General features: G+C 42.0%; 23 protein-coding genes and 1 tRNA gene. 14 read left to right on the top strand and 10 right to left on the bottom strand.

The window, feature by feature from the left end; all coding sequences use genetic code 11:
• Window positions 1-17: 17 nt before the first annotated feature.
• The gene (locus AS219_RS03540; protein WP_067980150.1) at window positions 18-1,085 is read right to left on the bottom strand and encodes a patatin-like phospholipase family protein; all 1,068 of its coding nucleotides are present in this window, start codon (window positions 1,083-1,085) and stop codon (window positions 18-20) included.
• 397 nt (window positions 1,086-1,482) lie between these two features.
• Here AS219_RS03540 and AS219_RS03545 point away from each other — a divergent pair, with 397 nt between their 5' ends.
• The 7 genes from AS219_RS03545 to AS219_RS03575 all read left to right on the top strand — a co-directional run bounded on the left by AS219_RS03545 (window position 1,483) and on the right by AS219_RS03575 (window position 8,551).
• Entirely contained in the window at window positions 1,483-2,307 is an 825-nt protein-coding gene (locus tag AS219_RS03545) for a hypothetical protein (protein WP_231861864.1), read from the top strand.
• Between the two features lie 99 nt (window positions 2,308-2,406).
• A complete protein-coding gene (locus tag AS219_RS03550; RefSeq protein ID WP_067980158.1) occupies window positions 2,407-3,270 on the top strand; it encodes an alpha/beta fold hydrolase in 864 nt (287 codons plus the stop codon).
• 116 nt (window positions 3,271-3,386) lie between these two features.
• Entirely contained in the window at window positions 3,387-4,157 is a 771-nt protein-coding gene (locus AS219_RS03555) for a cell surface protein (protein ID WP_067980161.1), read from the top strand.
• 324 nt (window positions 4,158-4,481) lie between these two features.
• Window positions 4,482-5,408 (top strand): P44/Msp2 family outer membrane protein, encoded by a 927-nt coding sequence (locus tag AS219_RS03560; RefSeq protein ID WP_067980163.1) that lies wholly within the window; start codon window positions 4,482-4,484, stop codon window positions 5,406-5,408.
• Between the two features lie 356 nt (window positions 5,409-5,764).
• Window positions 5,765-6,529, top strand: coding sequence for a P44/Msp2 family outer membrane protein (locus AS219_RS03565; RefSeq protein ID WP_067980166.1), 765 nt, complete (start codon window positions 5,765-5,767; stop codon window positions 6,527-6,529).
• Between the two features lie 59 nt (window positions 6,530-6,588).
• Window positions 6,589-6,912 carry a preprotein translocase subunit SecG gene (secG, locus tag AS219_RS03570; protein WP_067980169.1) on the top strand — a complete coding sequence of 108 codons (324 nt, stop codon included), beginning with the start codon at window positions 6,589-6,591 and terminating at the stop codon, window positions 6,910-6,912.
• Window positions 6,896-8,551 (top strand): CTP synthase, encoded by a 1,656-nt coding sequence (locus AS219_RS03575; RefSeq protein WP_067980172.1) that lies wholly within the window; start codon window positions 6,896-6,898, stop codon window positions 8,549-8,551. Before secG ends, AS219_RS03575 begins: the two co-directional genes overlap by 17 nt.
• An 80-nt stretch (window positions 8,552-8,631) precedes the next feature.
• Here the strand turns inward: AS219_RS03575 and AS219_RS03580 are convergent.
• Window positions 8,632-8,707 (bottom strand) — tRNA-Ala (locus AS219_RS03580).
• A 197-nt stretch (window positions 8,708-8,904) separates the two neighbouring features.
• Here AS219_RS03580 and AS219_RS03585 point away from each other — a divergent pair.
• On the top strand, window positions 8,905-10,854 hold the full coding sequence (locus AS219_RS03585; RefSeq protein ID WP_082784597.1) for a hypothetical protein: 1,950 nt from the start codon (window positions 8,905-8,907) through the stop codon (window positions 10,852-10,854).
• An 8-nt stretch (window positions 10,855-10,862) separates the two neighbouring features.
• On the opposite strand, the gene AS219_RS03590 is transcribed toward AS219_RS03585, so the two are convergent.
• Genes AS219_RS03590 through infA form a run of 3 tightly spaced genes read right to left on the bottom strand, consistent with a single transcriptional unit; the run spans window position 10,863 to window position 12,221 of the window.
• On the bottom strand, window positions 10,863-11,288 hold the full coding sequence (locus AS219_RS03590) for a transcription antitermination factor NusB (protein ID WP_067980179.1): 426 nt from the start codon (window positions 11,286-11,288) through the stop codon (window positions 10,863-10,865).
• Window positions 11,278-11,898 (bottom strand): Maf family protein, encoded by a 621-nt coding sequence (locus AS219_RS03595; RefSeq protein WP_067980181.1) that lies wholly within the window; start codon window positions 11,896-11,898, stop codon window positions 11,278-11,280. The genes AS219_RS03590 and AS219_RS03595 overlap by 11 nt, the downstream gene beginning before the upstream one ends.
• A 41-nt stretch (window positions 11,899-11,939) precedes the next feature.
• Complete coding sequence (gene infA / locus AS219_RS03600; protein WP_067980184.1) at window positions 11,940-12,221, bottom strand: translation initiation factor IF-1; 282 nt, start codon at window positions 12,219-12,221, stop codon at window positions 11,940-11,942.
• A 377-nt stretch (window positions 12,222-12,598) separates the two neighbouring features.
• Here infA and AS219_RS03605 point away from each other — a divergent pair, with 377 nt between their 5' ends.
• Window positions 12,599-13,129 (top strand): thioredoxin family protein, encoded by a 531-nt coding sequence (locus AS219_RS03605; protein ID WP_067980187.1) that lies wholly within the window; start codon window positions 12,599-12,601, stop codon window positions 13,127-13,129.
• A gap of 21 nt (window positions 13,130-13,150) precedes the next feature.
• Window positions 13,151-14,872, top strand: coding sequence for a monovalent cation:proton antiporter-2 (CPA2) family protein (locus tag AS219_RS03610; protein ID WP_067980190.1), 1,722 nt, complete (start codon window positions 13,151-13,153; stop codon window positions 14,870-14,872).
• A 73-nt stretch (window positions 14,873-14,945) separates the two neighbouring features.
• Here AS219_RS03610 and guaA read toward each other — a convergent pair whose 3' ends face one another.
• The gene (gene guaA / locus AS219_RS03615; protein ID WP_156469334.1) at window positions 14,946-16,502 is read right to left on the bottom strand and encodes a glutamine-hydrolyzing GMP synthase; all 1,557 of its coding nucleotides are present in this window, start codon (window positions 16,500-16,502) and stop codon (window positions 14,946-14,948) included.
• Window positions 16,503-16,635: 133 nt separating this feature from the next.
• Window positions 16,636-17,376, bottom strand: coding sequence for an Mrp/NBP35 family ATP-binding protein (locus AS219_RS03620; RefSeq protein ID WP_067980196.1), 741 nt, complete (start codon window positions 17,374-17,376; stop codon window positions 16,636-16,638).
• A 417-nt stretch (window positions 17,377-17,793) separates the two neighbouring features.
• Between AS219_RS03620 and AS219_RS03625 the strand changes: the two genes are divergently transcribed.
• From AS219_RS03625 to gpmI, 3 genes are all read left to right on the top strand, one after another.
• Window positions 17,794-18,384: an OmpA family protein gene (locus AS219_RS03625; protein WP_067980595.1), complete on the top strand. Its 591-nt coding sequence runs from the start codon at window positions 17,794-17,796 to the stop codon at window positions 18,382-18,384.
• A gap of 78 nt (window positions 18,385-18,462) precedes the next feature.
• A complete protein-coding gene (locus tag AS219_RS03630; protein ID WP_231861865.1) occupies window positions 18,463-19,245 on the top strand; it encodes a tetratricopeptide repeat protein in 783 nt (260 codons plus the stop codon).
• Window positions 19,246-19,313: 68 nt separating this feature from the next.
• Entirely contained in the window at window positions 19,314-20,786 is a 1,473-nt protein-coding gene (gene gpmI / locus AS219_RS03635) for a 2,3-bisphosphoglycerate-independent phosphoglycerate mutase (RefSeq protein WP_067980204.1), read from the top strand.
• Between the two features lie 15 nt (window positions 20,787-20,801).
• On the opposite strand, the gene AS219_RS03640 is transcribed toward gpmI, so the two are convergent.
• Complete coding sequence (locus AS219_RS03640) at window positions 20,802-21,542, bottom strand: alpha/beta hydrolase (RefSeq protein WP_067980207.1); 741 nt, start codon at window positions 21,540-21,542, stop codon at window positions 20,802-20,804.
• A gap of 231 nt (window positions 21,543-21,773) precedes the next feature.
• Here AS219_RS03640 and metG point away from each other — a divergent pair, with 231 nt between their 5' ends.
• Window positions 21,774-23,303 carry a methionine--tRNA ligase gene (gene metG, locus AS219_RS03645; protein WP_231861866.1) on the top strand — a complete coding sequence of 510 codons (1,530 nt, stop codon included), beginning with the start codon at window positions 21,774-21,776 and terminating at the stop codon, window positions 23,301-23,303.
• Window positions 23,304-23,338: 35 nt separating this feature from the next.
• On the opposite strand, the gene trxA is transcribed toward metG, so the two are convergent.
• Window positions 23,339-23,647, bottom strand: a complete 309-nt coding sequence (gene trxA / locus AS219_RS03650) for a thioredoxin (RefSeq protein ID WP_067980212.1) — start codon at window positions 23,645-23,647, stop codon at window positions 23,339-23,341.
• 10 nt (window positions 23,648-23,657) lie between these two features.
• Complete coding sequence (rplS, locus tag AS219_RS03655) at window positions 23,658-24,020, bottom strand: 50S ribosomal protein L19 (RefSeq protein WP_067980216.1); 363 nt, start codon at window positions 24,018-24,020, stop codon at window positions 23,658-23,660.
• Window positions 24,021-24,035: the final 15 nt, after the last annotated feature.

The following is a 24,035-nucleotide window of genomic DNA, read 5'->3' on the forward strand; positions in this document are numbered from 1 at the left end:
AGTCTCCAAGTAACATTCTACAACAGGTCAATTTGTGGAGGATCTTCTGGTAGAAAACAAAACTCTGTTTCAAGAAGACATACTTCCTCAAAGAATTTGTTCGCCTCTTTTTTCCCGTGCTCCATAAGCTCACGACGAACTTCTTCGCTAAGATCAAGATCAAAAGTGCTCAACACCCTACCGTTTGAACTAACAAAGTTTGTATCGATGCTCATCTCCCCAGCAAAATTAGGATGATGATACCTAGGCTGAGCAGTCCTACCAGCATCAAAGATATACATCAGATATCCAAGGAGATCATTATACTCAGCAGGCCCAGAAAGCACTTGAGAGAAGTCCAGCTCTCCGATTCTCTTAGAGATTACACCAGGATGCATATCGTTGAACAACTGCATCATGAAGAGCAAATCTTTATGCGTCCACAAAGTCTGTTCCTCACCACACATACCTATGTGAATAGCAAGCGTCTCCTTATTGTAGTCTGCGTCTGGATCAGAAAGAAATTGAGGTTGATCAAAAAGCCAAAGTGGGTAATTGTCCAACAGACCTCCGTCAACTAAAAGTTCCCCATTTGGTCCACGGCATGGAACAAAGTAAAACGGATAAGAAGCAGAAGCCCTTACAGCATCCACAACACTGTAATCCGGTGTATCCTCCCAGGAATATTGAACAAGTTTTTTGTTCGTAACATCTGTGGCAAAGACATAAAGATCCTTAAATCCAAGATCGTGCATTTCAGCAAAGGTAACGCTGGAGGTACCACACTTTTTCTCTAGTAGGCTGCACAACTGCCCAAGCAATTTCTCCCCGGTATATCTACCATACTCTTCAAAAAACCTGTTGGTCTGTTCAGGCAGACACACTGCCTCTGCTTCTTCTGCAAAAGGGACCTTAAGGAAAAAATCTCTTATCTCCTCTACGCTCATGTCCATCGCTGTGAGAAGACCCAACACAGCTCCCGATGAAACACCCGCAACCCGTTCTATGGAATCTAGGACACCATGTTCTTCTAGTGCTTCCATAGCTCCAACACTATAAAGAACCTTTACACCACCACCTTTAAAAACCAAATTTCTATACGGCATAGTATCACTGCACTTTCAGATATACAGAAGAAAAACACTTTTATCCGCCAGAAGCGAACAAATGAAATAATGATCCGATGCAACTAGCTTAGACAAATTCTTTCAAGCTCTAAGGACCTAAAAGCAATTCAGACGGATTTTGCACCGCAAACTAGAGCTGTAGTGTAACATATTTTGTTATACAATTTTATCGAATCATGAGTTGATAGGTATCGTTATTGTAAATAACTTTACATTTGATCTACACAGCGCATATAATCCTTGTGTTCATATGCGCCGTTCTGTGTATGCAGCTTTGTTGCTACCACAGGTTTATGATCATGCGCAGTCGTATTGTTCAACTTTGTTTTAGAAAATGGGATCGGGATGTTATGGACGTTCGTCCGGCTATGTTAAAATGAGGAACCCGCTAGAACCAAGAAGAAGGTTTGAATGGCTTCCTACTGCCCTGCTTGGCTTCCTGGTACAGGTAGCGCTGCAAAGCATTATCACCTTGGCAATAATGAAATACCTTCATGATTCTGCCGTCCTATATGAACTCATAGCGAGTACCTTGGATCAACTCTACTTATCTCAACGTTCGAACCCACTGGCACAGTTCCTTTTTTGGAACAAGGGGTACCTGCTTAGTAGTAGCAGGTCTTTTTTCACCAAAGCAATCCTTGTCAGTATGATTACTACATTCCTTATCATCGGAGGTTTTATCGTTTTAACCGCCTATGAAGTAGCAGGTGTACTTGAACGGAGAAAGAATGTTGTCGAAGGGCAATCAGAGCAAAAAAGGAAAAGGAAGTCTGTCTTAAAAGCAGCACAGTTTACTCTTGGATTCACACTTGGAACTCTCTTGGCTGTCACTATATTACTCATACCGTTTTTTCTACTACCTAGCAAAAGACCCGAAAGTATTTTGAACTTTGCACTAAAGTTCTACAATATTCGTAATAATCCCCTAGCCGAGATTCTCAAAGGCATAGTTAAAGAAACTTTCAAGGATGACGTCCTTTTCGAGAAATACACTGTACAAATAGAATCTTGCCTTTTGGGAGTATTCTTCTCCTCAATAGCTCTTTTTTGCATAGTTCTAACTTTTCTGCTCGTATCCGCGCTAAAAGAAATGAGGGCGAACAGCGTGAATGAAGAAAGTCCTTCGCAAGAATCGGAGAGTGCTACTTCTGTTTCTTTGGAAAATCTTTCCACCTCTCAGCCTCTCTGTGCTGTCTAATCCGCTTTGAAAGTGCAGAACATGCATAATCAACTCATCCACCATTGAAAGTGCTTTCTTCGTAGGCTATTTTCGAGCTTAAGAAATTTAACAGGAAGAGTGGAGAAAAAAAGCATAACAACCAGCTTTGGAAAAATAGTATACCTAGACTGGAACTGTAAGGGTAAACTTGGACCTGTAATTTGTATCCACGGTATTAACAGGAATAAACGTGACTTTGATTATCTGGCCAAAACATTAGCAGAAAGCGATTTTAGGGTCATAGCTATTGATGTGCCAGGTAGAGGAGAAAGCGAATACATGCAACCAGAGCTGTATACATATGAGAATTACCAAAAAATTCTTTTGGAATTTATAAACAGATTGGCTCCACAGAAATGCATTTTAGTAGGAACATCAATGGGGGGAATAATATCAATGATGTTAGCGTCTACTATTCCTCAAAAAATCGAAGCACTTGTTATAAATGACATAGGACCATATACAGACTTCTCGGCAATGATGGTATTAAGCAAATATCTCTGCATGTACCCAACTTTTTCATCACTTGACGAGGCAGAAAAATTCTTAAGAGTAATGTTAAAACCACTTGGCCTGCGCAAAGAAGAACATTGGCAACATGTACTGCATTATTCATTCAGAAATACCAAGGAAGGAAAATATGTATTGGACTTTGACCCAGAAATTTTTAGAAACCACAAGGAAAAAATAACTGGATCCAGAGATTTATGGGAAATATGGCACAATATTAACCAAAATATTCCAATACTTGCACTGAGAGGAGAACTTTCACGTATGTTATCAGAAGAAACATTTACTAAAATGGCTCAGTCGCACCAGAAAATTTCGTGTCTAGAATACGCTGGTATAGGACATGCACCCTCACTCATGGATCACAAACAGTTAGAAGACATCAAATCTTGGTTACTCGCAAATAGTTCGGAAAAGCAAAAACAAAATTAGAGTCTCCCGAACACACAAACTTCAGAACCCATTGATACACACCTTTTATCTTTGTTGATAAGAAATATCTTTATGATATATTGCCCTTTTGGAATGAGAAATCGGCCTTACCCTTTATGAATATTTCCAGACCTGCGATCTGGGCTTTACTGCTCGCTCTTCTCTTTGGTGATTCCGCTAACGCATTTCCTGTGAAGTCGGGTGCTAGATTTTATGCCGGTGCTAATTACAGTGCTTTTGTAGCCGGCAAAATCAGTGGAGAAGATCTACGCACAGAAAAAAGAAAACTTCTCACTGTAACTAAGGATAGACTTATGGACAGTACACTCGAGAGTTTCGGTGGTAAAATCGGATTCACTGTGTCGGGCATTAGTATAGAGGCAGAGTGCCTGTATGGACGCACCACCTCTTCGTCTTTAGTTCCTCAAACTAGCGACCCCACAAGCAAAACTGAGACCACTCCAACTAGTGATAAGAATTTTAACGCGGAAGGTGTATATCTGTTGGGGATCCTCAATACCAACCTAGAATTCTCTGGGGTAACTCTATTAAGTCCTTATGTAGGCGTTGGCATTGGTAGCGGCAGTATACTCACCGAAGGAGATGACGGTAGTTACGGGTTCCCTCTTGTAACACAATTAAGAATGGGACTAAAGTCGGATCTTGAACTGTTCTCAGTGGCAATAAAACCATATTTTGGGTACAGGTTAATGTTAATTTCAAGCCTATGTGCAAAAAAATTCACTGATGTCCCAGCAATAGTTACAGACCATCTAGATCCAAATCTAGGCATTGTTGACAAGGTGAAAGGATCAGTGAACAAGATTCGTGAGATGAGTCATGTTTCTCACAATATTGAGGCGGGTGTAGTATTTCATGCGCGCTAGTACAACTTAGATTAAAGTGACCGCAAATACTCTCTCATACTGTGTTCTTGCGTATGAGATCTTCTGGGCTCCGTTTCTAGAGAAAATGGTAAGCTCAGCGTTAGGAAAAACTAACATCTAACCTCACACTATAAATTCCTCCTTGCTCTGAGATTTCGGAATTAAGCAAGATTTCTCAAATTTTATACACTCAAATTCTGAAAAAAGATTATTTTTTATGCTATTTTAAATAGTTAATTGAGATTAATACGAAAAAAAGTAATATTTTTTTTTACAAAATTAGGTTAGTTCTTTGCATTTTACTGAACCATCGGGGGTTTATAAATGATTGATAACCGTTTTTTGAAAAGTGCTGCATGTCTTTGTTTGCTTGCTCTAGCCCCCGCATACGAAGCCAAAGCTACAGATCCTGAAACCCCAAACTCAGAAATTGGACTTTATGGAAGGGTCTTCAATATAACAAAGCTCTCTGGAGAGAGTAATTTCATGGATACTGGGCTTGCAGCGATAAATGCCTGGAATGACTCTCATTCGAGCAAACCAGATGGCTATCTCAATGGTACTGTGGTGAGAGAATTCAGACCTACACATGCGTTCAACATGATGGGTGTCGGTCTAGCAGTTGGCTACCATATCGAACAGGCAAGAATAGAATTTGAAGTCCTGATAAACGGTGCAGGTAAACTTGCTGAAAGAGCAGAAGAAACTTTCTACGGTGTCGCAGATGTACCATCCAATCTACCAACGGGGACAGATAAGGATAAAAAATTAGACGGTATACAATTTGTGCCCGTCGGACCTATGCAATTCACGGATTTCAGTTACAAGGCCGGCTTATTGAATGTATACCACGACTTCAGTGCCGGTAAGGTACTAAACATGTTTGTAGGAGGCGGTATCGGATTTGCTAAGGTCAAGTACAAATTATCCGAAGCACAAGAGCTAGTGAGTACACCTTTTGTTGCACAGGGTAAAGTCGGTCTTTCTTTCGATGTTGATTATCTAAAGAAGGCTGGCGTAGTACCTTATTTAGGATATACCGCACGCTACTTCGCGGAAACAGGAACTAAAGAACCAGTAACAGGTTTGGGTGTGATAAGATCCAAATCATCTAGTGGTGGTCTCATAACATCCCTCTTTCGTGACTATGAGGTAGAGACAAGCCCAGTAGCAGGTGTAAACTTTGCGCCTGTGGCAAAACACATACTTCATAACTTAGAGGTAGGCTTTACATTCTTGCTCGATGCGTAATGCATTACTTACTCACACCGGAAGATAGATTTCCAAGAAAGTCTATCTTCCTTCATGTAGATTAGTGTATTTCAAGGGGAAATTTCCGTTATGTCGGATGTATACTACAAAATGGAATCGCCACAAGAACGCTGCTCGCGACTTCTTTGTTTTGTCCGATTTAAGACTTATTTTTTGACACTTTTTTGTGGATTCACCTAAATCTGATATGTTCTCGAGTGGGTAAGCATATCAAATCGATTGGGCGATTTTGAACTCAGAAAATCAAAAAGATCTACTTCAAAGGCCCTTGACGATGGACTTCTTGGAGGGCATGATATAGACTTTCCCTATGAAACTTCAAAGAGGTGAACTAAATGATAAATAGAAAGTTCCTAGTGAGTGCTGCCCTTGTGGGTGTCCTTGCGTGCGCATCTCCTTCTTATGGGCAGAGTGGTGCGGAGGATTTTGTTGACGAAGCAGATGTATTTTACGCTAAAGTCGGTTATGCTCCTGGCATGATCCAAGAAACTGAATGGAGTGGTAGCGCCTATGCCACTACAGCAGATAAAAAGGCATTCAAACCAAAATATGATTTCGGACTCATGGGTGGATCTGGTGCACTCGGCTACTATTTTGGTGGCATGAGAGTTGAAATCGAAGGTAGTGTACACAAAGTCACTGCTGAAAAAGATACCAAGTTGTCTACAACTCCTGTTGTTGCAGCTACCACTACAACTGGCAGCGGAACTAGTGGTACCACTACAAATAGTGCAAATACTACTGCAACTTATAAAGGTGCAACCTTTATCGGTGGTATGCTTAGTGTAAACTATGACGTTGCTGTTACTGAATACATAAGTCCATACTTTGGTGTAGGTTTTGGTGCACAAAGAGTTGCTCTGGATTTTGAAAAATCTAATTCAGTCACTGCTTATCACCTTGCATCTCAGTTGAAAGCTGGTGTCAATGTGACCGGTTTGGCTTCTGTTGTGCCTTATGCCGGGTATAAATTTACATACCTCAACGAAAGAGAGTATACAGGCGCAAAAGCAGATGATGGTAATACTACCTTTGCACCTAAAGTTGCACACATGGTACACAACTTTGAAGTTGGTGTGATGGTGCCTATGAACGCATAGTTCTTAGTTTCTCTTGCTACAGGGTGGGGTTTTGTACCGCTGATTTTGTGTAGGTGTGCATGTTATTTTTGATTGTTTTACAGTTTGTTGTTGCGGTCTTAATTGTTACATTGGTCCTGTGTCAAAATTCAGGTTCTGGTGTAGCTGGTGCTTTTGCCTCTGGGCGTGGGGCTCTTTTTCCTGTCAGAAGTGCATCTAGTTTGTTTGTTAGGTTTACCTGGGTCCTCTTGTTTATATTTTTCCTGAACACCATCTTTCTGGGAAAATTAAATTTTGCTTCGAACACTGAGATTATAGTAAACGAAGTGGAAGGAGAGTTAGAGAGGGCCCTGGAAGCAGATCATAGGGAATCTGAAAATACTGACTATGCCTCTTCCGAGTAGGGGGTCTTGCGCCTTTATATTTGTCACAGGTGGTGTTTCGTCGTCTGTTGGTAAGGGACTTACGACTTCTGCCATAGCGTCCCTTATGCAGTCTATGGGATTCCGTGTCTGCATCAGGAAAATGGACCCTTACCTCAACGTCGATCCTGGGACCATGAGTCCACTGCAACACGGTGAAGTCTTCGTCACTGAGGATGGTACCGAGGCCGACCTTGATCTTGGTCATTACGAGCGATTCACTGGCATAAATTGCACCCGTCATGATAGCACGACAGCGGGTAGAATATATGTTGACCTCATAGAGCGTGAGCGGAATGGTGAGTATCTTGGTGCAACTGTACAAGTTATACCCCACGTCACAAATCTTATTAAAGACTTTATTTACTCCGGATCTGATCGGTACGATGTGATACTATGTGAGATCGGTGGTACAGTTGGAGATATTGAGGGACAGCCGTTTTTTGAATCCGCAAGGCAGGTTGCGTATGAAGTCGGAAAGGAGAATGTTATATATTTGCATCTTACCCTTGTTCCTTACTTAAAATCCTCTGGTGAGCTTAAAACAAAACCCTCCCAACACTCTGTCAAGGCACTGAACGCATTAGGTATACAGCCCGATTTCTTAATATGCAGAACACAATCTGCACGAATGTCTAGTGCAGATAAAAGGAAAATAGCTCTGTTCTGTAACGTTAAAGAGGGTAACGTTATAGAAGCACAGGATGTCGACAACGTATATGAGATCCCTGTAATGTACAAAGAGCAAGGACTTGATACAAAGATAAGTGCACTTCTTGGACGTGGTCCACTAGAAGCAGACGTGTCTTATTGGAAGAAAGTCGTGCAAGAAACACGATCTCTTGCAAGCAGTACCAAAAGACTTTCTGTGGCGATAATCGGTAAATACTCAGATTTGTGTGATGCCTATATTTCAGTTGATGCTGCTTTGCAGCACGCCGCTTTCGCTGTGGGCGTAAATTTATCCGTCCAGATTATAGACGCACGAGGGGACAACATGTCTGATCTTTCAAAGTTTGACATGATACTCATTCCGGGCGGCTTTGGTAATAACGGAATAGATGGCAAGCTATCAGCGATAACGCACGCAAGGGTTAATAACGTTCCCTTTTTGGGTATTTGCTTTGGTTTCCAGCTGGCAGTTTTAGAGTTTGCAAGAAACGTTGTTGGGATTGAAGGTGCTGATTCAACGGAGTTTAACAAAAATTGTGAAGCGCCGGTGATTTGCTTTTTGGATGAGTGGCACCGTCCAGACTCATCCGTGGAAAGGCGTAGTCAATCCTCACAAATTGGCGGCACGATGCGCCTTGGCAAGTACAACTGTGTTCTAAAGAAGGAGTCGAAAGCTTACGCAATTTACAATGAAACAGAAGTGATTGTAGAACGGCATAGGCATAGATATGAAGCAAATCCGCGTTATCTACCTGCACTAGAAGAAAGAGGTATGTTTTTTTCTGGGTATTCAGAGAAAGATTATAGCATTCCAGAAATCCTTGAACTCAGAGATCACCCATGGTTCTTGGGGGTACAGTTTCACCCAGAATTCAAATCCAGGATATTTCAACCACATCCACTATTTTTGTCATTTGTGAAAGCAGGATTGCTACGCAAGTACAGCTGACAGGGCTCGCGCATACGGCGAACGTGCATTTTAGGCGGATTTATGCTAGAATTAGCAACTAGAGGGAAAGCCACAGTAAGTGGTGGAGGCAACAGGAGTTGAACCTGCGACCTTCTGGGTGCAAACCAGATGCTCTACCAGCTGAGCTATACCCCCTCCTGGCACATTAGAAACGATCATGCGGTAGATGTCAAGCCACAGTTATGTCTTCTTCATTCGAGAATTTTTTCTCCTTTATATTTTCGTAAATTTATTAGTATTAAAATACTGAAAAGGGATTTAGACCACAATCTTATTGAGTATACATGCAGTCATCAGAATCACCCCGACCACTACGCGCACTCGCTTCGTTAATGGACCTCATCACTAGGGTTACAGAAGAAAGCTTCAGCTACGAGGAAGCGTTACTCATTCTCAAGGAAGCTGCAGATACTGATAGGGGAATAGCTTGGATTAAAAATGAGAACGACCAACAAATAACGCGGTACGACCTATCAGCACTCCAAGAAGGACTCCAAGCACCAAGGAATCCATTCTCATCGCATGACTACCTGCTACAGATACTGAATATGTTCAGGGCAGCTGATGAGATAGTTGCTGCTGTGTGTACTGACCCCGCGCAGGGAACACTAAGACGTCAGCTAAAAAGTAGGGCTCTAAATGTCCTAAAGACTGGATTGCCGCGTTGTGACGAAGACGCATGCCGGAAATCTTTAAAGACCTTTAACACCGAAGTTTGTACAATCCTTCAGAGAGATGTGCTGCCATCACTCTCACTGAACAAAATTGCCAATCTGGTAAGAAAGGCTGAGGCTTATGCTGCTCTAGGAGATAAGCATCACTTTGCAGTAGCGACGGTCACGAGAGTTGGAGATAGCATAATTTCTCAAACTGATGTCCCAATTACAGAAACAACGGAAAGTCAGAAACAGCTTTTACGGAATTATGCACAGCAGTCCTGGTATCGAAATCTAGATCCTGTTGAACAAGCCATCTTCAGAAGGCATGCAGATGCCTTCGTGGATAATCTGCATATTCTCTCAACATATTTAAGAGGTACACCCGGTCTACGTAATGCTTTCAAAAAAACACTTGAAAAGCTCACCATAGACAGTTCAGGCAATATCGTCAGTAGAACACCCCTGGCTAGTTATATGCATAGTGCGTCACTTGCTACTACGCATGCTGACACAGCACTAAGATTACAACTAGCTAATGAAAGCTATCAGCAACTACGTCATGCTAATCCTGGAAAAAGTGTGCACATGCTTACCTTGTGTTCGAGCGTTCCACTGCAGGGATTCTTAGACAAGTTTTTTCCCAAGCTGAGCGCGAATATCCTCGACATCTACGTTGTTGACACCACACAAAAGGCTATTGGCAAGCCAAATACGCACATCATACCAACTAACGCACTCAGGTTTATCAGTAAAAACACAATACACCAGACTTGCAACAAGGTAATAGGTGGTTACGTTCAAAAATCTGGAATAAGTACAAACCCCGGATGCCGAGACTTGGTACGGTATCTCACGCAGTCTACTAACACTTGGAATACAAGAGCATATCGACAAGCATGCAGTAATATAAGCAATCTAGCAACGCGGGAAGAGAGAACTCTAGCAAAGGAACTAGTCGAGCTCAGAAGGCTTGGGCTTAAACAAAGTGGCTTTTCTGGTAGAGTTCGTTCACTCTATGAAGTGATAACCTCACCGTTTAGAAGTACTCCTAGGAATAAAAATGCAAGGATCGCGGCTAAAGTCACGGCACTATGGGAACAGACGTGTGACGATAGTGTTTTATGCGTCTCATGTAAAAGCGGTAAGGATCGCACGGGATACATAACAAGTTCAGCAGATGCAATCGCATGCACAATGAATTCTCCGGAGCTGCAACCAGAAATAATACAAAGAGTGCTAGTTAATGCTTGCCATGCGCAATTTCTTGCTTCGCATAGTGGAGGAAAGACCGGATGTTTTGGCCTAAAGAGAGTACAAACGGATGATCATGAAGGAATAGGAGGAGATAACTCTCCCAGTCTGTTTGCAAGCGCCGCAAGAAGTAGCAGCTCTGTTGGTTTGGTTAGTTCACACAGCACGCGCAATTTTCCGTGGCCGAGAACAAGATCATCCACAAATCGTACAAGAACTGGAAGTACAGCCTCATCTGCTGAGTTGCTTAGTGAACAGTGTTCCCTTTTTGGTGATTCAGATACAGAGCAACCGGAGACAGGTCTTACAGATTTGACTGTACAACGAGGAATTAATATCAGGAATCAAGAAAGTCGAGGTGCCGAAAGGTAAATCTAAATCTACTGTCCTTGAATTTCGCTCGCCAGCTTCTCAAGTATTGCGTTGATAAAACCAACTTCCTTTATTGGTAGAAAGAGTCTTCCTAAGCTTACGTATTCATTAATTACAAGATTTCTCTGCGCAACATTGCTTAGCCGAAGTTCGGATACGGCAACCCTTAAGAGAGATAGCTTGAGATTATCCATTCTACTAATCTCCCACTCTTCAGATAAGAAGCGTCCTATAAGCTCTGTATCCACTTCCGTGTTAGCAAGACACAAATCTAAGACAGAATTGAGTAACCCAAGCTCATACCGCCTCATATAGGGTACTTCCTGCAGCTCCAAGGCCCTACTAATAAGTTCTGATTTAGGTAAATCAGAATAATAACTTGAGTAGCACACTTCAATAGACAATAACCTGGCGACCCTTTTCTCACTTGGCATCTTCTACTCCTTGTGAGCAGAGAGCTTCCTTACTCTGCTGAAACACACCTACAGACCTTAAAAGCGAGACGACTTCATAGGCTGGAAGTCCAACAACATTGAAGTATGAACCTCTAATGAATAAAACAAAGCCCTGTGCTACTCCCTGTATTGAATAGCCACCTGCTTTACCAATACCTTCCTTTATTGCCAGGTAAAATTCTATCTCTTCGTGAGAGAGTCTTTTGAATTTTAAGACGGTCATGACCGTCTTTTGTCTTATCTCACCAGATTTTGTAACTAAACAAAGCGAAGTATAAAGTCTGTGTCTCCTTCCACTTAGGAGCTCAAGACAATAGCGTACATCTTCATCACAACACGCCTTGGGAAGTATACGTCTACCACAAGAAGCTACGGTATCAGCCGTTATTACGTTTTCCTCACGGCAAACTCCTCTGAGCTTAAGTGCTTTTTCATAAGCCATTCTCTTAGCATAAGTAAGAGGAAGCTCACTCCCTTTTGGTGATTCATCTATTTCTGGTCCAATAGACCTCTTTGGGAAAAATCCAAGAACTTCGAGGAGCCGACTCCTACATTTTGATGAGGAACCCAGAATAAAGTCGGAGTGCATGTCACATAATGTATAAGTGGATGGTCAACATGAATAATAATTCATTTTCGTTTCTTATCTTTAGCAGTTCCATCACCAAGATCATCCGTACGCTTCTTTCGGAATCCCTCTCTTTCGACGATGATCCCCCTGTTCGTGTCATACTGAAGAAACATCGAAACAACTACCTTATCACTAAGGATAATCTTTATTTTCTTTCTGCGCATCTTACCACAAGAATGCGCCAGTATTTCTTTCCCATTTTCGAGTCTCACTCGAAACTCAGGTCCCCTAAGAACCTCAATTACCTCACCTACAAAGCGCTTTTCATCTTCCCTAGGCATAACAATGCTTCCTCGACATACGGATTTTACAAATTTACAACTCTTACTTTATTAAATGAATCCTATACAAAACCTTAACTTGATTCTCATATCAAGCAGCGATCCACTTGTATGATAATTGTTAAAGTCCGGATTAACAACTTCCCCCGATCCAGTCAAGAGAAATCCAAACTGAATGTAATGAAGAAATGCACATATTGGATAATTAAATATTCATTCATCACATACCCCAAACTATTCCCAAGAATATGATGCTTTACGAACATGCAATCTGAATAAGGAAATTTTTTGTTAATGAGAGAGCCGCTTTTTTTGATACTCTTGCGATTTAGGGTCATTTAGGTTAACATCTTCCACCGTCTCTGGCATTTTCTATTATGGTAAAGATGAGCACTCCAGAAGCCTCACTTGGTTTCAAAGCGCCTCCTTTTTCGATTGAGTTTGGTGGTTCAGTGTACTCGCTGTCAAGTGTTGCTGGTCCCAATGGTACTTTGGTGATGTTTATTTGCAACCATTGTCCGTATGTAAAGCAAATAGTGCGGCAACTTTCCGAGGATGTAAAATTGATGCAAGAGAGCGGTATTGGTGCAGTAGCAATTATGCCAAATGATGTCTCTTCGTATCCAGAAGACTCGCCAGAAAAAATGGCTGACTTTGCACGGGAATACGGTTTTTCATTCCCTTACATTTATGATGCTGAACAAAAGATTGCTGCAAGCTATGGGGCTGTTTGTACGCCGGATTTTTTCGGTTTCGACAAAAAACTTGAGTTGCAGTATCGTGGACACTTCATGGATCTCACATCAGGAACCCATGATCTGCTCGATGCGATGCTGGAAATCGCCGATGGCAAAAAGGTCTCGAGAAAACAGAAACCCAGTATTGGCTGTTCAATAAAGTGGAAATAATTTTGACGGTATCACCTTTGCATGTTTGATGATGGCATTACTTTGTTCCAGGTAATAGCGCTGCTTTCGACCGCTGTTTTAGTGGTAGCGTTGTTCTTGAAATTAAATATAAGTCCAATTTTGGGTTATTTTGTTGCCGGAGCAGTTCTTGGCACACATGGATTCAAAATAGTCGAGTTTTCCTCACCCATGGAAACCTTCGCTGAGTTCGGAATTGTTTTTCTACTTTTCCTGATCGGGTTGGAGCTTACGTTAGATCGGATCATGTCCATGCGGCTCCACGTTTTCGGGTTGGGAACACTACAGGTCATAATAACTGCGCTTTTGATCATACTAATCTGTCGAGTATTTGGTAACAGTTCAAGTGCATCAATCATAATAGGGTGTGCGTTTGCGCTTTCTTCAACGGCCATAGTACTTCAGGTACTGCAAGAAACAGGAATGGAATCAAACCAAGTAGGTAGGCTTTCAATAGCTGTATTGCTCATGCAGGACTTTACAGTTGTGCCGCTGCTGGTGCTCGTCGCACTCTTAGGAAATAATGCACCACAAAATCTCCTTCTTCCTATCGCGATGTCACTGATCAGGGCCGGTTTGGTGTTGTTGCTAATTTTCGTTGCTGGTAGGTTATTGCTAAGGCCTTTCTTTAAGATTATCGCTTCCACCAAGAGTAGCGAACTATTTATAGCTACGACATTACTCATAGTGCTCGGTGCAGCTTATATAACCGAGAAACTTGAATTATCAATGGCAATGGGTGCATTTGTGGCTGGTCTATTACTGGCAGAAACGGAATACCGTCATGAAGTAGAGCAGGTAATATTCCCATTCAAGAGTTTACTTCTAGGCTTATTTTTTATGACAGTTGGCATGTCGATAGACCTCAGAACGCTCGCTGAAAACATAGGATTAATTACCGGTGTGGCTTTAGCTCTAATGACACTCAAGGCATCGATTATAATAGGGTTAGCCAAATTGTTTGGTTTTAAAACTGGCCCTGCAATAAATGCTGGTTTGCTGCTAGCGCAGGGAAGTGAATTTGCACTCATCTTGTTTAAGTTGGACAGCAGTACTGCAATCCTTGATGCCTCACTGGTTAACATATTGGTCTCCGCAGTTACAATGAGTATGGCATTCACACCACTTTTCTCGAGTATTGGGGCTATGGTTGCAAATAAACTTGAAGCACCTGACAGAATAGTCGAAGAAGATGAACTCATCCAACTGATGCGTGCTAGTGTTGCTGATATTGATAACCATGTGGTCATAGCAGGTTTTGGCCGGGTGGGTAGAATGGTTGCACGGATGCTATCTGAGGAGAGAATTAACTACATTGCCATCGACGTGGATTCCAAAATTGTAGAGAGAGCACAAGATGAAGGGTTCCCTATTTTTAAAGGAAACATCAATAAGCGTACCACTCTAGAGGCAATTGCTGCAGACAGAGCTTCAACTATAGTGCTTTCGATGCAAAATGGGGTTACTAGCAAAAAGGCGGTCGCTCTCATAAGTCAAAGTTTCCCCCACGCTACGATTGTCGTGCGCGTGTCGGATTTCTCTGATATCAAGACTTATAGAAAGTTAGGTGCACATAAACTGGTACCGGAAACTTACGAAACCGGTCTGCAAATAGGGGCAGAAGTGTTACAGTCAGTCGGTCTGGGATCTTTCGCAATTGCCTCACTGAAGGAACGCTTCAGAGCGTGTGATTATGCAATTCCAAAGAGCATCGCCAAAGAGTAATCATCTTCTTAAGACACATAAACACAAGCACGAAGAGCTCTGCACACGTGCAAAGCACCTAAAATGTCAAGGTTTATTCCCACTCAACTGTAGCTGGAGGTTTTGATGTAATGTCGTATACTACACGAGAGACTGCACTCACACGATTAGGTATTCTGGTTGCAACCTCATTCAGAAAGCAAAGAAAGCGTAACTTAGCATCATCATGAGCTTCGAACGGGTAGGCGCTAGCCGTCATTCCATCATGAGAAGTAACAGCACGCAGCGCACAAACATAATTATAAGAGCGCTTATCCCCCATCACACCGACGGAACGGACTGGTAATAAGATGCTGAAAGCCTGCCATATATCAGAATACAGATTGTATTCCTTCATCGTCGAGATATATATCTCATCGACATCCTGAAGTATAGCTACTTTCTCTTGAGTTACTTCTCCTAGGATTCGTATTGCCAGAGCGGGCCCTGGTGACGGATGCCGCATTAAAAGGGCCTCGTTCACCCCTAACTGACGCCCGATTGCCCTTACCTCATCCTTGAAGAGCAACCTAAAAGGCTCAAGCAACTTTAACCCCATTTTCTTAGGCAGCCCGCCTACATTATGGTGAGATTTAATTGTATGGGAACCTCCGCCACCCGATTCGATAACATCGGGGTATAAAGTACCTTGTAAAAGAAACTCCACATCCTGTATTTTGAGAGCTTCTTCTTCAAACACTTGGATAAAAGTCTCTCCCACAATTTTTCGCTTCTCTTCAGGATCTGTAACTCCAACAAGCTTTCCAAAGAACCTATCAGCTGCAGAAACGATCTTCAGTGGTATTCCCAACGACGAAAATAGCTCTTTCACTTCATTAGCTTCATTTTTTCTCAGAAGTCCTGTATCTACAAAAATACAGTGAAGCCTCTCACCTATTGCTCCGTACATAAATTTCGCTGCAACCGTTGAATCAACACCTCCGCTAACTGCGGCAAGAACATTTGCATCACCGGTAGTGGAAACTACTATACGTTTTTCTTCCTCGGAAAAAACTTGTAAATCCCAGGTATTTTCGACTCCTGCAATTGCTATGAAATTGCGTAGTAAGACATCACCATTCTCAGTATGTGAGACTTCAGGATGAAACTGGAAACCATATATCTTCCTCTTTTCATCAGCAATAAGCGCAAACTGGCAGTCGTCTGTCATTGCTATACATTGAAAGCCACACGGAAGCGTCACAACTGCATCGCCGTGACTCATCCAGACCGTAAAATCCGCAGCACTGATGTTGTTCACAATTGGGCTTTCTGCAATGATCTGGAGTCTAGCCTTTCCATATTCGCGGTTTTTGCCTGAAACCACATCAGCACCAAAGAAACTACTCAAGAGCTGCTTTCCGTAGCAGATTCCCAACACTGGTATACCACGCGTAGAATTCGCGTTCAGAACCATTGCGATTAAGTCCCTGTAGTCCGCATACTCACTAGTAGAGCGGTGGCTGCCAGATAATATAACGCCCTTTACATTGTCAGAAAAAGTAAAATCAGATGGGGTATAGATACACGAGCGGCATCCGTTTTCCCTTAATTTTCGCGCTATTAGTTGGGTGAATTGCGACCCTAGATCAATGATTGCTATTTCGGGTATCATTTGCTCTCACGGGAGTACACGGGCAAATTATATTGCTGATAGACAACAAAATCTAGTGAAGCATGGTTAAAAGTAAAAAAATACACCTTGCGATGCAAACGCTCCCTTTAGTTTGTCTTACAAATTCTGATCACACTCTTTCATTTAGCCTAAAAAGCAATGCATCTAAGATTGGTTTGTATATCATAGTAATCTCAGCATCCAAAACTGCTGGTATAGAGCTATCACACGAATATGAGATTTGCCTCAAGAATGGAACTCTGCCAAGCACTGGGACAGAAAAAGCCCTTGAAAATTCTTTCGTATTTTCTGCGTCTCCAATAATATACTGCTCATCTTTCTCTAAATGGGAGCAACTCATGTTCTCAATTACACCAAGAACAAAAATTTGTAATTTCTTAAACATTTCACATGCTCTTGAGACATCCTGTATTGAAACTTTTTGTGCAGTCGTTACTAGAACTGCACCATCGATATCAAAATCACCACAGAGTGTAATGTGAACATCACCGGTACCCGGAGGAGTATCAATGACAAGATAATCTAACTCACCCCACTCAGTATTAGTGAGAAAAGTACGTAGAATCTTAGATAGCATTGGTCCACGCCATAGTATCGGCGCACTTGATTCTACCATTGCACCAACTGAAACATATTTAAGCCCAAACTTTTCCACAGGAACTAGTGTTTCTCGTTCAGTCATTGTGATTTTTGCTTCAGTTCCGAGCATAAACGAAAGAGAGGGTCCATAAATATCAGCATCTATTAGACCGGTTCTGAAATTTCGCGCCAGTAAAACAGAAAGATTTAACGCGATCGTTGATTTTCCCACACCTCCTTTACCGGAAGCAATAATGATAATTTTTGGCATACCAAACTCCAAATATTTTACTACAGAAAGAGATCACTAAAAAAATTTCTGTATTAGCTGTTAATGGAAATACTCCACATATCAAATGGTAGTATTGTGCATTTACAGTTTTAAACAATGGGCTTACTTTCCCGTCAAAACAAGAATTATCAACTGTGAATCTGTCTCATCGGCTGTTTAGAAAGTACACTCATCCAAGTCAAGTGGTACTGTGCACCTGATGTTTAAAAGAAGGAGCTTGTTTTATATTCGTGTGTATATTGAAAATAGCATACACTTGCAGTTGACTTTTAACGGACATTAATCTTTAGTTAAGCTGGGTTAGATACCATTCCTTAGCGGGCTTGCCGTCCTAGTTCCACATGTAGGCGGTGGTGTTCTGACTAGAAGCTTTGTGAAATGGGAACTGGAGGTACAATGTCAAGAATCGTTAATGTTGCATTATTTTCAGCGCTTTTGTCGCTGTCCGGCTGCTTAAGTGTAGGCACGTCGCGACATGGTAGTTCCACTTCTTCGCAATTTTCTGGCGTTGAGTGCCAGTGTCCAAAAAAAAGTGGAACTTTAGCCGTAATTCATTTTAAATCTGGTGAGTCAGCGGTTTCACCTGAGGCAGAGCAACTCATTTATGAAAACATCGCCCAGTGCATTTCTCTGAGAATCAGTGAAAATCCTAATCTTAAAGTTTTAATTACAGGTCATACTGATAAGCTTGACACTCCTAAGGACAGTTCAAAACTTGGCAATGAGAGAGCTGTTGCGGTTCTTGAGTACTTGTTAGGAGCCGTCTCTGAAAATCTAGACGATCCTGCACAAGAATTTGGAGGTTTCCCCGGTTCTTCCGACGATGCTACACAGGTTGTCCCTTCTTCAAAGGATAGTTTAAGGAGTCATTTTTGCACAGCTTCCGCAGGTAAAGATGAGCTCGTTGACAAAGGTGATACAGAAGAAGCCCATGCGAAAAATCGTAGGGTTGTTGTAGAATTTGTGCAGGAGTGTAATCAGGAGTAGTACCTTGAACTCAGCATGGTGAGGGTTGAAAAGCCTTCGAGTTTTCTTCTTTCTGTTCGGTCCTTTCGACAGGTTTGTATGTCCGCGTATGGGTGCATGAGGTTTGTTCTGTTTTGGTTTCTACTGTTGCTCCCTCTATACACTCCTTTTTTCTGTGGGTCCGTGGCTCTTGCAATACAACAAGTATCTGAGCCGCATGTTGATCTCAGCTCTGTAGTAAGAGAGCTCGAAACAATAAGAAGTAGTATATCAAAGATCGAGATCATTCTTGGAGAATTGAAAAAAGAAGGCAAAATACCTAAAAAGCCTGTGCCTTACCCAACCAAAAAACCTCAAGACACACGGAAAGTGAGTATAAAGGAGAATGAACCTGAATTGAGCAGCTTAGACAACATAGACAAGACAACCCTGTACGATGTAAACAAGATAAAAAATATGGATCCGCATGATGCTGCAGAGAGAAACCATTATAAAAACATCCTTTTATTGATGGAGCGATCACAAAGTGAAGAAGCTGAAAAAAGCCTAAACCAGTTCGTTGGACGCTTTCCGAAAAGCAATTTCTTAGATGATGTGTATTATTTCCTCGGAAACCTTCATCTGAACAAGAAGCAACACAAAGCTGCATTAGTAAGCTTTATAAAAAGTTATCATGCAGACAAAACAGGGATTCGGGCACCTCTTGCACTGGTAAAATCGATTAGCATATTAAGGTCAACAGGAGACTATGATCACGCATGCTCAATTTTGCGAAAGGCTCTTAAGGAATTTTCATCTAACTCCACTGTCAAAACACAGCTTCAAAAGGAGAAAGAAATTCTCTCGGCACGCTGTGAAAACGTGATGCAAGAGTTCGAGTGATATGTTACAATCGCCCGGCGTGTTTTGACTGCACTAGGTTGGATCTTTTGTTCGCTTGATATCAGTAGATGCCTTTAATTTTGTGTATACTGGATGGCTGGGGTGTTTCACCTCAAGACAAGTATAACGCTATCCGCCAAGCTAGAACCCCACACTATGACGTGCTGTTAGAAAAGTTTCCGCATTCACTTCTTTCCGCAAGCAGCCTAGAAGTAGGTTTACCAGAAGGACAAATGGGTAACTCAGAAGTTGGTCACATGACCATAGGTAGCGGAAGGATTATATATCATGACCTTGTTCGAGTTAACCACGAGCTTGAAAAAATCGACAAAAACCCTCAGTTGAATGTGTTTGCAACCAAACTCAAAGGGAAGAGGTGTCATCTTGTCGGACTCTTCTCTGATGGAGGAGTACACTCTCACGTCGCACATATAAACAAAATCTCAAACTACCTCACATCGCATGGAGTGACTGTGTGTATACATGCATTCTTAGATGGTCGTGACACAGCACCAAAAGCAGCAAAGCAATATTTCACAGAAGAGAACACAGGAAAAATTGCGACTCTGAGTGGACGCTACTACGGCATGGACAGAGATAGAAACTGGGACCGAACGGCCGAAGCGTATCGCGTTATTGTAAAACCATCAAAGCACCAAAGAATCTTCGAAAAAGCAACTGAGGCCATAGAGTATTATTATGCTCAGGGCATAAGCGACGAGTTTATTCCACCATCAGTGATTGGGGAATATGCAGGCGCCCAAGATGGAGATGGACTTTTTATAGCAAATTTTCGTCCAGATAGGGCAAGACAAATTACCTCTGAGCTTATCGGTAAAACGAACTTCTGTGAAGACAAGATTAAATTCTCAGAAATGATGACAATGAGTCAGTACTTTGAAGAACCTTTACCAACACTGATCCCGCGGCATCATATCACGAATACTCTATCGGAGATTATCTCAGGTGCTGGAATGTACCAGCTCAAAATCACGGAGACTGAAAAATATGCTCATGTGAGTTACTTTTTCAATGGAGGAAAAGAGGCAGCTTTTCCAGGAGAAGAGCGTATTCTGATAAACTCACCACGCGTCAAGACGTATGATTTGTACCCAAAAATGGCAGCCTTAGAGATAACTGATGCACTTATCAAGGCGATAAGGTCAAAAAGGTTTGACTTCATTGTGGTCAACTACGCAAACGCCGATATGGTGGGCCATACTGGAAACATGTCAGCAACTATCGAGGCAATAGAGACATTAGATAACTGCCTTGGCGAGCTATATAAAGAGGCCTGCGAACTTAACGGATACGAAATGATAGTCACCTCGGATCATGGTAACGCAGAATCTATGTACGACCACTCTACAAAGCTTGCGAACACAGCTCACACAACAAACCTAGTACCATTCATTGTAGTGTCAAAAAGGGTGAAACGTGTAAACAACGGAGGCTTATATAACATCGCTGGAACCGTCCTCAAGCTTCTTGACATAGAAAAACCAACAGAACTAGCCAGTGACCTTATTTATCTCGAATAGCCACCCACGGAGCAACTAAGCCTGTTCCTCAACCAGAATCCGTTCCTCAATGTCAGTATCGTGATAGACTTCTTCGTCCTCACAATGGATACGTACCGGCGCTGTAGAGAAAGCAAATGACAAATAATCATCAATCTTCTGCTGTAAAAGCCCAAGGTTATAGCTGTCACTCATACGACAGTCGGCACCTTCAAGAATCTCAACTTTAAACTTGCTCAGCCTCTCTGAAACGGGAGAGGTAAGTTTAATTAGATCAGCAGCATCACAAAATTGGTCTTGATCCCCCTGAACAATCAAGCCAGGAACAATACACGGAGACAAAAAAGAAAAGTCGTACACCTTCAATGGAAGGGCTACTGCTACAAAGCCAGAAATTTCCGGTCTTCGCATGACTAGATTCAGCGCAAGCCAAGCACCGAAAGAAAACCCAGAAACCCAAAACGAACTTACCAGTGGATAACACGACTGAAGCCACTCTATAGCTGCATTGGCATCCTTGATCAAATCCTCATCCCGTACGCTAACCTGACCGGAAGAATATCCAACCCCCCTGTAATTCATTCTGAGAACCGAAAAACCCTTGCTAGCAAAACAAGAGTAAATAGACTTCACGACCTTGTTTTTCATCGTAGCACCATACCTCGGATTAGGTGGGAGAACGAGCGCTACAGACTGGGCACCAGGAACATCATGATAATACCCATGGAGCTTGCCCAAAGAACTGGCAAAAAGTATTTCAGAACCTTCCCCTTTCATAGTACGAATAAAAACACTCTAGCAAACCTGTGCACCCATGAATCATGCAGCATACAACGCAGAACCGTTACCACTTGTTGAACAGATGAAAAAAGCACAGATGAACATATATTTTGTAACTAATGGAGTAAAAAAGCAATATGCTAAACTTTTTCATGTAACCTTTGCACCTGAATGGAGCTCTAGTACACAACTATGAAATGAAGCAACAAATGTGTTAGAGTGGCTTCAATGCTTTTCGCTCGTCCCATGCGATATTACGTCACCACACCAGTGTATTATGTAAACGACAATCCACATATAGGTCACGCATACAGCAGCTTGATAGCTGATGTACTAACAAGAGCACTTAGATTAGTCGGTCATGAAGTGCGTTTCACAACGGGAACTGATGAGCACGGACAAAAAGTACAAAACACAGCCAAAAAACATGGAAAATGTGAAACAGACTTTGTAGACCATGTAAGCAAACGCTTTCGCGATTTATGTGTGGCAATGCATTATGATTTCTCTGACTTCATACGCACAACTGAAACAAGACATAAGGATGCTGTTCAAGCACTGTGGAGTATATTAAGTAGGAATGAGTTTATTTTCTTAGACGAGTACTCAGGATGGTACTCCGAAAGAGATGAAGCCTTTTACACAGAAGCCGAACTGCAGAATGGCCTTGCTCCGACAGGAGCACCCGTGTCGTGGACAAAAGAAGCATGTTACTTTTTCAAACTTTCTCAATTCTCTGAACTACTGAAGAAATTCTATGCTGAGAATCCAACATTTATACAACCAAAAAGTAGATTTAATGAGATGCTGGCCTTCCTTAAGGCTGGCATGCACGACCTATCTATTTCTAGAACTCGAGTCCAATGGGGAATAAATGTTCCAGATGATCCAACACACACAGTGTATGTCTGGCTTGATGCATTGACGAATTATATTTCTTCCGTTGGCTATCCCGATACAAGTACTGACTCTTTATTCTCCGCTTTTTGGGATAATGCACGTGTAATACACATAATAGGAAAGGACATATTACGTTTTCACTCAATATACTGGCCAGCTTTCCTTATGGCAGCAAATTTGAAAACGCCCGATGTGATACTTGCACACGGTTGGTGGCTTAATGATGGTGAGAAAATTTCGAAATCACTTGGAAATATAATAGACCCATTCGAATTAATTTCTGAGTTTGGTGTAGATCCAATAAGATATTTCCTAATAAGAGAAATAACTGTTGGAAAAGATGGTAACTTCAATACGGCAAGTCTAATAGAACGAATCAACAGTGAACTAGCTGACAATATAGGAAACCTTTTACATAGAACACTCACTTTGACAGTCAGGCTGCTAGGCCCAAAAGTGAGTGAGATCTACGAATCAGAAAATGAGCTCCTGGAATTTGCGTACTCACTAGCTAAAGGCTACAAAAATGACATCGAACTGCTCGACCTTAATAGTAGCTTGGATAGGATAATACAACTTTCCAGCAAGGCAAACGAGTATATATCTACAGAGGAGCCGTGGAAATTAAAGGAAAACCCTGAGAAAGCAGGTAGAATCTTATACTCAGTGCTAGAAGCGCTCAGAATAATTGCTATAGGACTTCAGCCATTTATTCCGCAATCTGCAAGTACTATGCTGGACCTGCTTGCAGTTCCATCGGGGGAACGAAAACTAGCAAATATGAACAGGGAGTCACGTGTAAAACCTGGAACACAAATCACGCTACCGGTCTCGCCGCTATTCAAGAAACATCGGTAGTTACAGCAATTCCACACGTACAGAGAGTAACTGCACTAGGAGAACGTGGCAATCCATTCCTTGAGTTGCGACAATGACAAAACCCCGACTTTGCGATCTACAATTTTTCCGTCTTTAAATAGTATCAACGTTGGAACAGCCCTTACACCATTAGAAACAGCTAAATCCTGACCAGGACCGTCTATATTGACCTTATATACTTTCACATTCTCGGCGGACTCTGCAAAAGCCTCAAGTGTAGGGATTAATTGCTTGCACGGCGCACACCAATCTGCCCAAAAATCCAAAAGGACAAGGCCAGAAGAACCAGAAACTTGCGTAGAAAAATCACTTAGCTCATCCATATGAAACTCTTTAATTGCGGTATTCTTTCTTTATTCTGGTTGCCTTTCCTGTGAGAGCCCTAATGTAATAAAGCTTAGCCCTTCTCACTTTACCCTCTCTCTCAACTGAAATGGACTTAATAGAAGGCCAGTACAAACGAAAAGTACGCTCTACGTAAACATCATGCACAGAGAGCTTGCGCAATGTAAAAGAAGAGTGCACACCCTTGTTGCTTTTTCCAATACAAAGACCTTTAAAAACTTGCGTACGTCCAGAAGTACCTTGGACATAGAACTCTACACTCATGGTATAGCCGGCCCTGAACTCGGGATAGTTCCTACCTTCAGAAAGAGCTTCCCTCTGAGCCTCATTAAATTTAGCTAAGACACCCATATCGACTTGTTATAA

This window comes from Neorickettsia sp. 179522 (genome assembly GCF_001593535.1).
In the GTDB taxonomy this organism is placed as follows: Bacteria; Pseudomonadota; Alphaproteobacteria; order Rickettsiales; family Anaplasmataceae; genus Neorickettsia; species Neorickettsia findlayensis.

What these genes read in the sequence shown, in the direction of transcription:
- AS219_RS03540 (WP_067980150.1), bottom strand. Translation starts at nt 1,085, where the DNA reads ATGCCGTATAGAAATTTGGTTTTTAAAGGTGGTGGTGTAAAGGTTCTT.
- AS219_RS03545 (WP_231861864.1), top strand. Translation starts at nt 1,483, where the DNA reads ATGAGGAACCCGCTAGAACCAAGAAGAAGGTTTGAATGGCTTCCTACT.
- AS219_RS03555 (WP_067980161.1), top strand. Translation starts at nt 3,387, where the DNA reads ATGAATATTTCCAGACCTGCGATCTGGGCTTTACTGCTCGCTCTTCTC.
- AS219_RS03560 (WP_067980163.1), top strand. Translation starts at nt 4,482, where the DNA reads ATGATTGATAACCGTTTTTTGAAAAGTGCTGCATGTCTTTGTTTGCTT.
- AS219_RS03565 (WP_067980166.1), top strand. Translation starts at nt 5,765, where the DNA reads ATGATAAATAGAAAGTTCCTAGTGAGTGCTGCCCTTGTGGGTGTCCTT.
- secG (WP_067980169.1), top strand. Translation starts at nt 6,589, where the DNA reads ATGTTATTTTTGATTGTTTTACAGTTTGTTGTTGCGGTCTTAATTGTT.
- AS219_RS03575 (WP_067980172.1), top strand. Translation starts at nt 6,896, where the DNA reads ATGCCTCTTCCGAGTAGGGGGTCTTGCGCCTTTATATTTGTCACAGGT.
- AS219_RS03585 (WP_082784597.1), top strand. Translation starts at nt 8,905, where the DNA reads ATGGACCTCATCACTAGGGTTACAGAAGAAAGCTTCAGCTACGAGGAA.
- AS219_RS03590 (WP_067980179.1), bottom strand. Translation starts at nt 11,288, where the DNA reads ATGCCAAGTGAGAAAAGGGTCGCCAGGTTATTGTCTATTGAAGTGTGC.
- AS219_RS03595 (WP_067980181.1), bottom strand. Translation starts at nt 11,898, where the DNA reads ATGCACTCCGACTTTATTCTGGGTTCCTCATCAAAATGTAGGAGTCGG.
- infA (WP_067980184.1), bottom strand. Translation starts at nt 12,221, where the DNA reads ATGCCTAGGGAAGATGAAAAGCGCTTTGTAGGTGAGGTAATTGAGGTT.
- AS219_RS03605 (WP_067980187.1), top strand. Translation starts at nt 12,599, where the DNA reads ATGGTAAAGATGAGCACTCCAGAAGCCTCACTTGGTTTCAAAGCGCCT.
- AS219_RS03610 (WP_067980190.1), top strand. Translation starts at nt 13,151, where the DNA reads ATGTTTGATGATGGCATTACTTTGTTCCAGGTAATAGCGCTGCTTTCG.
- AS219_RS03620 (WP_067980196.1), bottom strand. Translation starts at nt 17,376, where the DNA reads ATGCCAAAAATTATCATTATTGCTTCCGGTAAAGGAGGTGTGGGAAAA.
- AS219_RS03625 (WP_067980595.1), top strand. Translation starts at nt 17,794, where the DNA reads ATGTCAAGAATCGTTAATGTTGCATTATTTTCAGCGCTTTTGTCGCTG.
- AS219_RS03630 (WP_231861865.1), top strand. Translation starts at nt 18,463, where the DNA reads ATGTCCGCGTATGGGTGCATGAGGTTTGTTCTGTTTTGGTTTCTACTG.
- gpmI (WP_067980204.1), top strand. Translation starts at nt 19,314, where the DNA reads ATGCCTTTAATTTTGTGTATACTGGATGGCTGGGGTGTTTCACCTCAA.
- AS219_RS03640 (WP_067980207.1), bottom strand. Translation starts at nt 21,542, where the DNA reads ATGAAAGGGGAAGGTTCTGAAATACTTTTTGCCAGTTCTTTGGGCAAG.
- metG (WP_231861866.1), top strand. Translation starts at nt 21,774, where the DNA reads ATGCTTTTCGCTCGTCCCATGCGATATTACGTCACCACACCAGTGTAT.
- trxA (WP_067980212.1), bottom strand. Translation starts at nt 23,647, where the DNA reads ATGGATGAGCTAAGTGATTTTTCTACGCAAGTTTCTGGTTCTTCTGGC.
- rplS (WP_067980216.1), bottom strand. Translation starts at nt 24,020, where the DNA reads ATGGGTGTCTTAGCTAAATTTAATGAGGCTCAGAGGGAAGCTCTTTCT.